This window comes from Comamonas suwonensis (genome assembly GCF_012844455.2).
GTDB lineage: Bacteria > Pseudomonadota > Gammaproteobacteria > Burkholderiales > Burkholderiaceae_C > Comamonas > Comamonas suwonensis.
The window spans coordinates 150,793-163,885 of the sequence record NZ_JABBCQ020000009.1; the positions used below are offsets into that span (position 1 = coordinate 150,793).

The 13,093-nt window shown below is 61.6% G+C and carries 10 protein-coding genes; 7 read left to right on the forward strand and 3 right to left on the reverse strand.

Features of this window, described 5'->3' with window-relative positions; genetic code table 11:
• Positions 1 to 7: 7 nt before the first annotated feature.
• The 3 genes from HF327_RS12095 to apbC all read right to left on the reverse strand — a co-directional run bounded on the left by HF327_RS12095 (position 8) and on the right by apbC (position 4,282).
• A complete protein-coding gene (locus tag HF327_RS12095; RefSeq protein WP_169108464.1) occupies positions 8 to 2,140 on the reverse strand; it encodes a formate dehydrogenase subunit gamma in 2,133 nt (710 codons plus the stop codon).
• A 112-nt stretch (positions 2,141 to 2,252) separates the two neighbouring features.
• Positions 2,253 to 3,191 carry a LysR family transcriptional regulator gene (locus HF327_RS12100; protein WP_169108465.1) on the reverse strand — a complete coding sequence of 313 codons (939 nt, stop codon included), beginning with the start codon at positions 3,189 to 3,191 and terminating at the stop codon, positions 2,253 to 2,255.
• Complete coding sequence (gene apbC, locus HF327_RS12105; protein WP_169108466.1) at positions 3,191 to 4,282, reverse strand: iron-sulfur cluster carrier protein ApbC; 1,092 nt, start codon at positions 4,280 to 4,282, stop codon at positions 3,191 to 3,193. Before apbC ends, HF327_RS12100 begins: the two co-directional genes overlap by 1 nt.
• A 123-nt stretch (positions 4,283 to 4,405) precedes the next feature.
• Here apbC and HF327_RS12110 point away from each other — a divergent pair, with 123 nt between their 5' ends.
• From HF327_RS12110 to HF327_RS12140, 7 genes are all read left to right on the forward strand, one after another.
• Positions 4,406 to 4,975: a restriction endonuclease gene (locus HF327_RS12110; RefSeq protein WP_169108532.1), complete on the forward strand. Its 570-nt coding sequence runs from the start codon at positions 4,406 to 4,408 to the stop codon at positions 4,973 to 4,975.
• A gap of 63 nt (positions 4,976 to 5,038) precedes the next feature.
• Complete coding sequence (locus HF327_RS12115; protein ID WP_169108467.1) at positions 5,039 to 6,337, forward strand: patatin-like phospholipase family protein; 1,299 nt, start codon at positions 5,039 to 5,041, stop codon at positions 6,335 to 6,337.
• Positions 6,338 to 6,376: 39 nt separating this feature from the next.
• Entirely contained in the window at positions 6,377 to 8,158 is a 1,782-nt protein-coding gene (locus HF327_RS12120) for a bifunctional diguanylate cyclase/phosphodiesterase (protein WP_236024157.1), read from the forward strand.
• 218 nt (positions 8,159 to 8,376) lie between these two features.
• On the forward strand, positions 8,377 to 10,524 hold the full coding sequence (gene metG / locus HF327_RS12125; protein WP_169108468.1) for a methionine--tRNA ligase: 2,148 nt from the start codon (positions 8,377 to 8,379) through the stop codon (positions 10,522 to 10,524).
• Positions 10,524 to 10,895, forward strand: a complete 372-nt coding sequence (locus HF327_RS12130) for a hypothetical protein (protein ID WP_169108469.1) — start codon at positions 10,524 to 10,526, stop codon at positions 10,893 to 10,895. Before metG ends, HF327_RS12130 begins: the two co-directional genes overlap by 1 nt.
• A 405-nt stretch (positions 10,896 to 11,300) precedes the next feature.
• The gene (locus HF327_RS12135; protein ID WP_236024158.1) at positions 11,301 to 11,651 is read left to right on the forward strand and encodes a c-type cytochrome; all 351 of its coding nucleotides are present in this window, start codon (positions 11,301 to 11,303) and stop codon (positions 11,649 to 11,651) included.
• Entirely contained in the window at positions 11,652 to 12,929 is a 1,278-nt protein-coding gene (locus HF327_RS12140) for an NAD(P)/FAD-dependent oxidoreductase (RefSeq protein ID WP_169108470.1), read from the forward strand. It begins immediately after the preceding gene.
• Positions 12,930 to 13,093 lie beyond the last annotated feature (164 nt).

Consider the following 13,093-nt stretch of genomic DNA (forward strand, 5'->3'; position numbering starts at 1 on the left):
TCTCTCCTCAGACGGGCATGGCGGCTGGCGCGGACTCGATGCCGAAGTCCTGCGGATAGTGGGTGAGCGCCGAGCGCACCGGATAAGGCGTCATGCCCCCCATGGCGCACATGCTGCCGCCCTCCATGGTGTCGCACAGGCTTTCCAGCAGCGCGACATTGGCTGCGTGCGCAGCGCCTTGATTGGTGGTGATGCGGTCAATGACTTCCACCCCACGGGTCGAGCCTATGCGGCAGGGCGTGCATTTTCCACAGGACTCGATGGCACAGAACTCCATGGCATAACGCGCCAGCCGGGCCATATTGGCCGCATCGTCATGCACCACCAGGCCACCATGGCCCACCACATTGCCCTTGGCCGCATAGGTTTCGTAGTCCAGCGGATCATCCCAGTCGGCAGGTGCCACATAGCTGCCCAGCGGGCCGCCCACCTGAATCGCCTTGACGGGTCGACCTGTGGCCGTGCCGCCACCAAAATCTTCGACCAGTGCGCGCAAGCTCAGGCCAAAGGCTTTTTCCACCAGTCCGCCGCGCGCGATATTGCCTGCGATCTGAAACGGCAAGGTGCCGCGCGAGCGGCCCATGCCAAAGCCCTGATAAAAGGCCGCGCCCTTGGCCAGAATCACGGGCACGGTGGCCAGCGTGATCACATTGTTGATCACCGTGGGTTGGCCAAACAGACCTTCAATGGCCGGTAGCGGCGGCTTGGCCCGCACAATGCCGCGCTTGCCTTCAATGCTCTCCAGCATGGCGGTTTCTTCACCGCAGACATAGCTGCCCGCACCTTTTCGCACTTGCAGATAAAACGCCCGGCCGCTGCCCGCCACATTGCCGCCCAGCCAGCCCGCAGCGCTGGCGCGGGCAATGGCTTCTTTCAGCGTGGCAATGGCATGCGGATACTCGCTGCGCACATAGATATAGCCCTGGGTCGCACCCACGGCCAGCGCGGCAATCGCCATGCCTTCGATCAGGCAGAACGGGTCGCCTTCCATCAACAGGCGGTCGGCAAACGTGCCGGAATCACCTTCGTCGGCGTTGCATGCAATGTATTTCTGCGAACCAGCTGCAGCGGCAACCGTCTTCCATTTGATGCCGGCCGGAAACGCCGCGCCACCGCGCCCGCGCAGGCCCGAGTCCAGTACCTGCTGAACGATGGTTTCAGCTGCCATGGTCGCTGCAGCCTGCAGACCTTGCCAGCCGCCATGGGCAGCATAGTCCGCCAGGCTCAGCGGATCAATCACTCCCACGCGGGCAAAAGTGAGGCGTTCCTGACTTGCCAGATAGGGGATTTGCTCGGTCAAACCATGACATAGCGCATGCGGCAAGCCTTGCAGCAGACCGGCATCCAGCAAGCCGGGCACATCGGCCGCGCTGACCGGGCCATAGGCCACGCGGCCTTGGGCGGTCTCGACTTCGACCAAGGCTTCCAGCCACAGCAGACCGCGCGAGCCATTGCGCACCAGCTCGACAGGCAGGCCGCGCACCGCGCACTCTTCGGTCAGCGCACGGGCTACAGCATCAGCCCCAACAGCCAACGCAGCGGCATCGCGCGGCACATAGATGCGTACGGCTTCCACTCCTGCTTTAATAGCTTCCTGCGCTTTATCCATAAGCACTAAAGCCGGTTTTGACTTCAAATCCTGCAGCAATGCATCGAGCTTGACCGGTGTGAGGTGGGCATGAGCCTCCACCTCGTTGACCATGAGTGCGGGCGACTGGGCACACAGACCCAGGCAGTACACGGGCTCCAGCGTCACGCAGCCATCGGCCGTGGTTTCATGAACCTTGCAGCCCAGCGCGACTTCGGCATGGGCCAGCAGCGCATCGCTGCCGCGTGACTGGCAGGATTCGGCTCGGCAGATCTGAATCAGGGTCTGTCCATGGGGCTGCTCGCGCAGATGGGGGTAGTAGCTGATGACGCCATGCACCTCGGCCCGCGAGAGCTTGAAGGCGTCGGCAATCAGCGGCACGGCGGCGCGCGGAATAAAGCCCAGCGCGTGCTGTACGGCATGCAGCAGGGGCAGCAAGCCGCCGGGTTCGCCGGAAAAACGCGCCAGCGCGTGGTTCAGCGCTTCTGCTTGTTTGGTGCTTAGCTTTTGCGGCGCAAGCTGGGCCAGCGGCACGGTTTTTTCAGGGGGCATGGGGTGGCCTTTTTATGCAGGCGCTGCAGCGCCTTTGTCTCTGCCCCTATTTCAGCCCCGAGCGCTTACCCCGTCAAATTCATTAGCGCTATGCGTTGATTCATTTTGTGAATCAAGCGCGGTCCCGCACCGCCCCGGCAAAGCGCGTGCATTGCTCACGCCACTGCGTGGTTTCCATCAAGGCCATGGCCGCCAACAGGGCGCGGGTAGCTGTGTCCTTGGGTTGTGTCAGAAAGGCAATCGCCGTCTGCACCTGGGGCGAAATCAGCGGGCGCACGTTCAGCGCCGCCGCTTCTGGCAAGGTGGCGACCAGCGCACCAGGCAGCACGCTGTACAGGCCGCCATCGCTGACGGCCATCATCAGACTCAGCACAGAATTGGTTTCCATGGCGGCGCTGACTTCGCAGCCTGCCGTTTGGAAGCTCTGGTCCACGATCAGGCGGTTATGCATATCAGGCGTCAAAAGGCATAGCGGCAACTTGGCGGCCTGCGCCCACTTGACAGGTTTTTGACTGGATTTTTCAGTCGCAGGACTGAGCAGAAAGTAATGTTCCTGGTACTGCGGCCAGACGCTGATGCGAGCGCTCTCCCGCGCAAGCAAGCGGTCACTGTATCCCAGCGCCAGATCCAGCGACAGGTCTTCCAGACCGGTTTCAATCTCCAGCGAACTCAGGGACAGCACCATGGGCGTGATGCCCGGATGCTGGGCACGCAACAGCGCGGCAAAGCGGGTCAGCATGGGCATGGCCGTAGGCACGGCAGCCATGCGCAAACGGCCTTTGAGCTGACCGGCCCCCACGCTCAGGTCCTGGCGCAAGGCCTCTTCGGCCTTGAGCATGGACAGCGCCGTGGCCAGCACCTGCTCGCCTTCGGGCGTCAGCCCGCCAAAGACGCGACCACGTCGCACGATGACCGCGCCAAACTCGGCCTCCAGCGCTCTGAGCGCATTGGACAGTGCAGGTTGCGTGATATGGCAGGCCTGCGCCGCCCTTGCGAAATGGCGGTGCTCGTTGAGCGCCACCAGATAACGCATGGAGGTCAGCAGGTTCATCAGGTGTTGCTGCTCACCGTGATCGTGGGGAACTTGCTGGAGAAGTCCTTGGCCTTGAGGGCCACCTTGACGGCCAGATCGCGGGCGACCTTTTTGTAGACCTGGGCAGCTTCGCTCTCGGGCTCGGCCACCACGGTGGGCTTGCCGCTGTCGGCCTGCAGGCGAATCTGCAGCGACAGGGGCAAGGCGCCCAGATAGTCAATGCCTTGCTCGCCAGCCATCTTCTTGCCGCCGTCGGCACCAAAGATATGCTCGACATGGCCGCAGTTGGTGCAGACATGGGCCGCCATGTTTTCAACCAGACCAAGGATGGGCACGCCCACCTTCTCGAACATCTGAATGCCCTTTTTGGCATCAATCAGGGCAATGTCTTGCGGTGTCGTCACCACCACTGCACCGGTCATGGGCACCTTCTGCGCCAGCGTCAGCTGGATATCACCGGTGCCGGGCGGCATGTCGATCAGCAGATAGTCCAGATCCTTCCAGTTGGTCTGGCGTAGCATCTGCTCCAGCGCCTGCGTGGCCATGGGGCCGCGCCAGATCATGGCTTGATCGTTGTTGACCAGCAGACCGATGGACATGACCTGCACGCCGTAGTTCTCCAGCGGCTCCATGGTCTTGCCGTCATGGCTCTCGGGCTTGCCCGACACGCCCATCATCATGGGCTGGCTGGGGCCGTAGATGTCAGCATCCAGAATGCCCACGCGCGCGCCTTCGGCGGCCAGCGCCAGCGCCAGATTGGCGGTGGTCGTGCTCTTGCCCACGCCGCCCTTGCCGGACGAGATGGCGATGATGTTCTTCACACCCGTCAGCAGCTGCACACCGCGCTGCACGGCATGCGAAGCCACCTTGGTGGTGATGTTGACCGAAACATTGCCCACACCGGCCACGGACTTGGCGGCAGCGATGAACGCGCTGCGCAGGGCTGCGTGCAAGCTTTGGGCGGGATAGCCCATTTCCACGTCAAACGAGACGTCATCTCCGGCGATTTGCAGGTTGCGCAGGGCACGGGTGCTCACAAAGTCCTTGCCTGTGTGCGGATCGAGCACGCCAGCGAATGCGCTCAGCAGCGCTTGTTCTGTAACAGCCATGGGATTCAGTTTTCCAGAGGTTTCTTCGATGCCGGATAGTCTAGCGAAGCCGCCCAACCCCTGCGCACAAGAGACAATGCAACCCTTTGCCAAAAATTTGAGAGACAGCCCGTGAAACTGAAGATGGCCGAAAACTCCCTGTTTGCAGTCCTGATGCGCTCGCGCTGGTGGATCAGCTTTGCGATCTGCGCCGCCGTAGTCGCCGCCTCGCTGGCGATATTCCCAAAGAACATATCGCCCTTTGCCGCCCTGGGCGCATTCCCGTTTTTTGTCGTGGGCTGCATTGCCTTCTACAGACAGATGAGCGCCCCCAGCCCGGCTCAGATGGAAGAAATTCAGCAAGTCATTGCCGCGCAGAGCTGGGCCGACTTCAGCGCCCAGCTGCAAACCGCGTGGCAAGCCGAGGGCTATGACGTGCAGCGCTTGAACCTGCCCGGCGCAGACCTGCTGCTGACCCGCAACGGTCAGACCAGCGTGGTCAGCGCCCGCCGCTGGAAGGCCGCCACCCATGGCGTGGAGCCGCTGCGCGAGTTGCAGGCTGCACAAGCCAAGCAACAGGCCGATCTGGCCATTTATGTGGCGCTGCAGCCACTGGGCGACAACGCATCCAGCTGGGCCGCGCAGAACCAGGTGGTGGTTCTGAACGGTCAATCCATGGCGACCTTGATCGCCAAGAGCCGTAAGAAGCGCTAACACTGCATTTGACTCTGCCGCCCCGGTCTACCGCCTGCCGCCCAATCCGGGCACACTGCAGGCATGGCGGCAGAGCAGTTCTCACCCACCTTCCCACCCAGTCTTGCCGACGTCGATCGGCAAAACCCCACAGGTCCGGCGTCCAGCATCGGGCCGACCGGGCTGTTGCTCAGCGGGGGCGGGGCCCGCGCCGCCTATCAGGTGGGCGTGCTGCAAGCCATTGCCGCTCTGCGCCGCGAGCAGGGCCTGCAACATGGCCCCAATCCCTTCCCCGTGCTTGCAGGCACCTCAGCAGGTGCTATCAATGTTGCAGCACTCGCCTGCCATGCCGATGCCTTTGACGCCGCCGTGCGGCGCATGAGCCATGTCTGGGGCCACATGCACACCGAGCAGATTTACAAAGCCGACTCGCTCAGCATGCTGCGCAGCGGCGCACACTGGATGACCCTGCTGTCGCTGGGCTGGGCACTGGCACGCTGGAGCCGCATGCGCCCCCGCTCGCTGCTGGACAACAGCCCGCTCAAAGCGCTGATGAGCGGCGATCTCATGCCTTTCGAGCGCATTTCCCAACTGATAGAAAGCGGGCACCTGCATGCGCTGGCCATCACGGCATCAAGCTACAGCAGCGGCCAGCACATCACCTTTTTTCAAACCCGCGAGTGCCTGAGCCCCTGGATTCGCGACCAGCGCAAGGCCGTGCAGACCCTGCTCACTGCCGATCACCTACTGGCCTCATCAGCCCTGCCCTTTATCTTTCCGGCAATGCCGCTGCCCATGGATGGGCACCTTGAATACTTTGGCGACGGCTCCATGCGCCAGACCGCCCCCCTCGCCCCCATGATTCACCTGGGGGCCAACAAACTGCTGGTAGTCGGCGCGGGCCGTCGGCATGAGCCCACCACCAGCCCCGCACAGGCCGATGCCAGCTATCCCACGCTGGCCCAGGTGGCCGGGCATGCGCTCTCCAGCATCTTTCTGGACACCCTGGCCGTAGACATTGAACGCGCCGAGCGCATCAACCACACGCTGAGCCTGATCTCACCGGCCGAGCGCATCCACAGCCGACTGCGCCCGGTCGAGGTGCTGGCCATCACCCCCAGCGAGCGCATTGACGACATTGCCACTCGCCACATCGAAAAACTGCCCCTTCCCGTGCGCACCTTGCTGGCCACGCTGGGCGTACGCATGAGCGCAGGATCAAGCCCCGAAACCCCTTTGCGCGATGGTGCGCTGGCCAGCTACCTGCTATTTGAGCAGGGCTACACCCGCGAGCTGATGGCACTGGGTCACAAAGATGCCATGGCCCGCAGGGAAGAGATCATCCGATTTTTTGGCTGGGCGCAAGCACAGCCACCCGCGTGAGAACCCCTGCTGTAGCCCACAAATGATGTGTGAGACACTTTGTTTCACCGATACAACCTGTACCCCACCTGCCTAGTGACCACGCCACCTCAGCCCATTCGCGGCGCCTCATCGCTCAAGCTCTCACTCATCCTGCCTTTTATTGCCCTGATTGCTCTGTTGACCTCAGCGCTGGGCATGCTCTGGTACTGGACGGGCAGTAACACGGTGTCGGCGTTGTCCGAGCAGGTGATGGAGGAAAAGGCGGAGCGCATCGCCCTCATCGTGGACAGGCACCTGCACAGCTCAAGCGCCGTGCTTGAAGCGGCTTTCCCCAGCGGCCAGCCAGTGCACTCAGACATTAGCGAGCATGTTCAGTCACTGGTCTCACGCCTGTGGATGGCCACTTCGCTGCACACCCAGCCCAATGACTATGTGTACTACGGCAACGTGGCAGGTCAGGGCATTGCCCTCAAGCGCCAGCAGCCAGCGCTGGGGCAACTGCGTCTCAAAACCTTGGCCAGCGACCACCGCAGCTATTTCAAGGTGACCGGAATCCACGCCAAGCCCGTCTACGAATACACCGAAAGCACGCTCTTCGACCCCCGCCAGCGCCCCTGGTTCAAGCTCGCCGCCGAATCTACCGGCTCCATCTGGACGCCGGTTTACATCGACTTCAGCGCTCAAGACTTGGTGCTGACCCGCGCGCGTCGTATTCTCTCGCCGCACGGCAAGCTCGAAGGCGTGGTGGCCGCTGACATCTCACTCAAAGCCCTCAATGACTTTGTAGACCAGTTGCACCTGAGCAAGCACGGCCGCGCCTTCATCATCGAAGCCGATGGCGCCCTGATCGCCGCCACCGGCATGCCCAACATCCACCTTCGCCCCGATGGCAAGATGGAGCGCATGAGCGCTGCCAACAGCCGGGACCCGCTGATTCAGGCCGTTTACGAAAAAATTCAGGACGTTTTTCACACGACCGCCCCTGACGACGCACCCCGCACGGCCCTGCTAGAAGATGCAGCTCTCCACAAAATTCGCATCGCCTACCGCCGCCTGAGCAATGGTGCCGGTCAGGACTGGATCGCCGTGGTCGCCGTACCGCACAAAGACATGCTGGCCGGCGTATACCGCCACATGATGCTGGTGGGGGGTCTGGGCCTTCTGGCGCTGATCGTCGCGGTCTTCATCGGCACCCGCATCTTTGGCGCCGTGGCCAACGATACGCGCTCGCTGACCCGCGCCGTGCGCCGCGTGGGCCAGGGCGAGATCGACACCCCCATTGAAGTGCAGCGCCGCGACGAGATCGGCGAGCTGGCGCACAACTTCCACCGCATGCGCCACAGCCTGTTCACCGATCCGCTGACCGGTGCCAGCAACCGCAGCGCTCTGCAGCATATTCTGAGCACTCTCACCCGCCCCCTGCCGGGCCAGCAGCACGCCGCCCCATTCACCCTGCTATTTGTGGACTTGGACCGTTTCAAGCCCCTCAACGACCGCTGGGGCCATGACAACGGCGACCTAGCCCTGGCCGAAGTCACGCTGCGCATGCGCAACCTGCTGCGCCCCGACGATGTGGTCGCGCGCCTGGGCGGCGATGAATTCGTCATCATCCTGCGCGGCGTCTCGGATGAAGAGCAGATACAGGCGGTGCGCCTGAAGATTGATCTTGCGCTGCAAGAGCCGCTGGTCACGCTGCAAGGCCTTCCCGAAGGCGAAGTCGTCACCGTCGGCGCGTCCATTGGACAGGCCATCTACCCGCACGATGCACAGGATGCCCAGGTCCTGCTCAAGATGGCTGATCAAGACATGTACCGCAACAAAGGGCCATCGGTACGTTGATGGCGGCGCTATCTCAATAAAAGCGGCTAGTGCCTGACATTCATGGAAGTCCGGTTGATTTCAGTTTGAAACCCAATGAAATCAAGCGCTATAAGCTATAAAAATAAAAGTATCTGGGGTGCCAGCCCTTGGCATCCAACCCATCCCCAAACCCCATTCCCGCAGCTTGGAGCCAAGCCCTTTTAGAATGGCAGGTTCTCTGTGAAAGCTGTTCCCTCATGACCGCACGCAAACTCTTCGTTACCACCGCCCTGCCGTACGCCAACGGCAATTTCCACATCGGCCACATCATGGAATACATCCAGGCCGACACCTGGGTGCGTGCGCAGCGAATGCAGGGCAACGCGGTCAACTTCGTGGGTGCCGATGATGCCCACGGCGCGCCCATCATGATTGCCGCTGAAAAAGCCGGCAAAACGCCCCAGCAGTTTGTGGCCGACATTGCCGCTGGCCGCAAGCCCTACCTCGACGGCTTTCACATCGCCTTCGACAACTGGAGCAATACCGACAGTCCCGCCAACCACGAGCTGTCCAAGCAGATTTATCTGGACCTGAAAAAGGCCGGTTTCATCGAATCGCGCACCATCGAGCAGTTCTTCGACCCCGAGAAGAACATGTTCCTGCCTGACCGCTTCATCAAGGGCGAGTGCCCGCGTTGCCACGCCAAAGACCAGTACGGCGACAACTGCGAAGTCTGCAGCTCGGTCTACGCGCCCACCGACCTCATCAACCCGTTCTCGGCCCTGTCGGGTGCCACGCCGGTGATGAAGTCGTCCGAGCATTTTTTCTTCAAGCTGTCCGATCCACGCGCCGTGGCGTTCCTGACCGAGTGGACGCAGGACGGCAAGCATGTGCAGCCCGAAGTGGCCGCCAAGATCAAGGAATGGTTTGGCGTGCGCACCAACCCCGATGGATCGACCAGCGAAGGCCTGGACGACTGGGACATCAGCCGCGATGCGCCCTACTTCGGCATCGAAATTCCCGATGCACCGGGCAAATATTTCTACGTCTGGCTGGATGCGCCTGTGGGCTATCTGGCGTCACTCAAAGAACTGCTGGGCAAGCGTGGCGAAGACTACGACGCCTATATGGCCGACCCCGATCTGGAGCAGTACCACTTCATCGGCAAAGACATCATCACCTTCCACACGCTGTTCTGGCCTGCCATGCTGAAGTTCAGCGGCCGCAAGACGCCGACCAAGATCTGCGTGCATGGCTTCCTCACCGTGAACAACGGCGAAAAGATGAGCAAGAGCCGTGGCACCGGCCTTGACCCGCTCAAGTATCTGGCCCTCAAGATGAACCCCGAGTGGCTGCGCTACTACCTGGGCGCCAAGCTCAACGGCAAGAACGAAGACATCGACTTCACGGCCGAAGACTTCATGCTGCGCGTGAACTCCGACCTGATCGGCAAATACGTCAACATCGCCTCGCGCGCCGCAGGTTTCCTGACCAAGCGCTTTGAAGGCAAGCTGGGCGTGGTCAGCGAAGACGGCCAGACCCTGCTGGCCGCACTGCGCGATCAGCAAGCCGCCATCGTTGCCTCTTACGAAGGCCGCGACACTGCCCGTGCGGCCCGCGACATCATGGCGCTGTGCGACAAGGTCAACAGCTATGTGGACGCCAACAAGCCCTGGGAGCTGGCCAAGAAGGAAGGCATGGACGCGCGCCTGCACGATGTGTGCACGACCTGCATCGAAGCCTTCCGCATTCTGACCATCTACCTGTCGCCCATCCTGCCCAGCGTGGCCGCCGAAGTGGCCAACTTCCTCATCGTGCCGCCCGAGAGCTTTGCCGATGTGGTCAAGCCCCTGGGCCAAGGCCACCAGATTGGCGTGTACCAGCACCTGATGCAGCGCGTGGACCCCAAGCAGCTGGAATCGCTGTTCGAGCCACCTGCAGGTCAGGCCGCTCCCGCAGCCGAACCCGTCAAGGCCGAGAAAAAAGCCGCCAAGAAGGCCGAGCCCGTGATCGACCCCAACGCCCCCGGTGGCGAGCCACTGGCCGAAACCATTGGCATTGACGACTTCATGAAGGTCGACCTGCGCATCGCCAAGATTCTGGAATGCAAGGCCGTCGAAGGCTCGACCAAGCTGCTGCAGCTGACGCTGGATGTGGGCGAAAAAGACGAAAACGGCCAACCCAAGACCCGCAACGTCTTCAGCGGCATCAGCAGCATGTACCAGCCAGAGCAACTGGTGGGCAAGCTGACAGTGACCGTAGCCAATCTGGCCCCGCGCAAGATGAAGTTCGGCATGTCCGAAGGCATGGTGCTGGCCGCCAGCCACGCCGATGAGAAGACCCACCCGGGCATTTACGTCCTCGAACCTTTCCCTGGTGCGCAGCCCGGCATGCGGATTCATTGATGCCACGCGCGTTATTTGAACAACGCGCAACCAAGCCCCTGCGACTGTTAGCCACAGGGGCTTTTTTGTGCCTGAGTCTCTCCGGCTGCGCTGTAGTGGCCGTCACCAGTGCCGCCGTCAGCGTGACGGCGGGCGCTGTAGGTCTGGCTGCGGATGCCGCCATTGGCACGGCCAAAATAGTGGGCAAAGGCGTGGGCAAAGCCGCCGATGCGCTGATGGATGACGACAAGCCCGGTATCAGTGACAGCAGCGGCGTGAATATTCGCTACCGCGACTCGGCTAGTCCGTCTGCCATGTCGACTGAAACACCGGCACCAGCGGCCACGGCAACACCGGTGACCCCACCGTCTGTCATTCAGCCTGAATATTGATAAAACAGGCTACAGCTTATGAACATCAACCGCATGAAGCTATTTATTTAATAGCACCATGCGGTTTTTTCATGCCCGTTTTCCTCTACACCGGACACACGCAAGCACATGCGGATGGCATAACTAAATAACCAATAACTTCCTGTTACACCACTGGGATATAGCGCTATTCAAAACCACTCAACTTCCTAGAATCCAGCACAACTCACTGTGCTTGCCGCACCCTGGCCCAAAGAATGCCCTGCATTCACCATATACAACAATGGCCACGAACAAGCATCGAGTACATAAGAACTGTTGATACGCCCCTTGATACGTTGGCTCTAAGTCTTGCCTCAAACGGGTCATGTCCATCAGCTGTTCTCAATCATCCTGCGCCAGCTGCGCAGAAAACAGGGAGGCCCCATGCGATCGAAACCTTTGCTCACCTCTGCACGCCCCGTGCTCTGGCTGGCGCTAGCCATGACTGCGCCGCTGCCAGCGCTGGCAAGCTCTGCCACGCCCACAAGCACCTTGCGCGCACAAGATGTGGCCGTGCTGGCCGCCAGTTGCGCCAACTGCCACGGGCCTGATGGCCGATCGACCGGCGGCATTCCCACGCTGCGTGGCCTGCCTGAAGCGCACCTGCTGCAGCGCCTGCAGGCCTTCAAGGCAGGCACTGCCAAGGATGCCACCGTGATGACGCGTCTGGCCAAGGGCTATGACGACGAACAACTCAAAGCGCTGGCCCAGTGGTTCAGCAAGAAGGGCCGCTAAATGCAGATCAATCGTCGTCAAATCATCGGTGGCGCAGCTGCGGGTGTTGCCAGCCTGGCTCTGCCTTCCATCGTTCAGGCCAAGGCCGCCTCGGCCCATGTGGTCATCGTCGGGGGCGGCTTTGGCGGTGCCACTGCTGCGCGCTATCTGCGCCAGTTTGCGCCCCACGTTCAAGTCACGCTGGTTGAGCCTGCCCAGCGTTTCTACACCTGCCCTTTCTCCAATCTGTATCTGGCCGGCCTGCGCAGCTGGGAAAGCATCGGTCACGGCTATGACGGCCTGCGCAAAGCGGGCGTGAACGTGGTGCATGCGCGTGCCGACAATGTCCTGACGGACTCTCGCCGCGTGCTGCTGTCGAACGGCCAGGTACTGAGCTATGACAAGCTGGTGCTGTCGCCCGGTATCGATATGCGCTGGAATGCGCTGGAAGGCTATGACGAGGCGGCCTCACAACTGGCACCCCACGCGTGGAAGGCCGGCCCGCAAACCCATTTGCTGAAAAAACAGCTGGAAGCCATGCCCGACGGCGGCAAGTTTGTGATGGTGATCCCCGCCAACCCCTTCCGCTGCCCACCCGGCCCGTATGAGCGCGCCGCCATGGTGGCGCATTACCTGAAGGCACATAAGCCCAAGAGCAAAATTTTGCTGCTGGACGACAAGGACGCGTTCTCCAAGCAAGGCCTGTTCATTCAGGGCTGGAAGGCGCTGTACGGCGACATGATCGAATGGGTCAAGCAGGCCGATGACGGTAAAGTCACGCGCGTGGACGCCCGAAACCTGGAAGTGGAAACCTCCTTCGGCACCAAGCACAAGGCCGACGTGCTCAACGTCATCCCACCGCAAAAGGCTGGGTTTATTGCCGACCGTGCAGGTGTGACCAATGCCAGCGGCTGGGTGCCCATCAAGCCCGAGTCGTTTGAGTCCACTCTGGTCAAGCATGTCTATGTGCTGGGCGATGCCACCATTGCCGCGCCCATGCCCAAGTCCGGCTTTGCCGCCAACACGCAAGGCAAGGTGGCAGCCGCCGCCATCGCTGCCGAGCTGACGGGACAGCCCCTGCCCACTGCGGCCTATGCCAACACCTGCTACAGCCTGATTGGCAATGACTACGGCATCTCGGTCGCCGGTGTCTACAAGTCGCAAGAAGGCAAGTTGATCGAAGTGCCAGACTCTGGCGGCGTCAGCCCCATCGATGGCAATGCCGCCTTCCGCAAGGCCGAGGCCGATTACGGATCGGCTTGGTACAAGGCGATCAGTGCGGATATCTGGGGTGCTTGATTAGGTACATCCCCCTGAGGCGCCTTGCGCCTTCCTCCTTCTCTCGCAACTTTCGTTGCGGGAAGGAGGACGCCAGCATGGCTGCGGGGCGACCCTTGCTTGCTGGCCCCTCGCTTGGCTCGTGCCCACGTCATGCACCTGCTGTATTTTCTAAGCAGTACTCC

What these genes read in the sequence shown, in the direction of transcription:
- HF327_RS12095 (WP_169108464.1), bottom strand. Translation starts at nt 2,140, where the DNA reads ATGCCCCCTGAAAAAACCGTGCCGCTGGCCCAGCTTGCGCCGCAAAAG.
- HF327_RS12100 (WP_169108465.1), bottom strand. Translation starts at nt 3,191, where the DNA reads ATGAACCTGCTGACCTCCATGCGTTATCTGGTGGCGCTCAACGAGCAC.
- apbC (WP_169108466.1), bottom strand. Translation starts at nt 4,282, where the DNA reads ATGGCTGTTACAGAACAAGCGCTGCTGAGCGCATTCGCTGGCGTGCTC.
- HF327_RS12110 (WP_169108532.1), top strand. Translation starts at nt 4,406, where the DNA reads ATGGCCGAAAACTCCCTGTTTGCAGTCCTGATGCGCTCGCGCTGGTGG.
- HF327_RS12115 (WP_169108467.1), top strand. Translation starts at nt 5,039, where the DNA reads ATGGCGGCAGAGCAGTTCTCACCCACCTTCCCACCCAGTCTTGCCGAC.
- metG (WP_169108468.1), top strand. Translation starts at nt 8,377, where the DNA reads ATGACCGCACGCAAACTCTTCGTTACCACCGCCCTGCCGTACGCCAAC.
- HF327_RS12130 (WP_169108469.1), top strand. Translation starts at nt 10,524, where the DNA reads ATGCCACGCGCGTTATTTGAACAACGCGCAACCAAGCCCCTGCGACTG.
- HF327_RS12135 (WP_236024158.1), top strand. Translation starts at nt 11,301, where the DNA reads ATGCGATCGAAACCTTTGCTCACCTCTGCACGCCCCGTGCTCTGGCTG.
- HF327_RS12140 (WP_169108470.1), top strand. Translation starts at nt 11,652, where the DNA reads ATGCAGATCAATCGTCGTCAAATCATCGGTGGCGCAGCTGCGGGTGTT.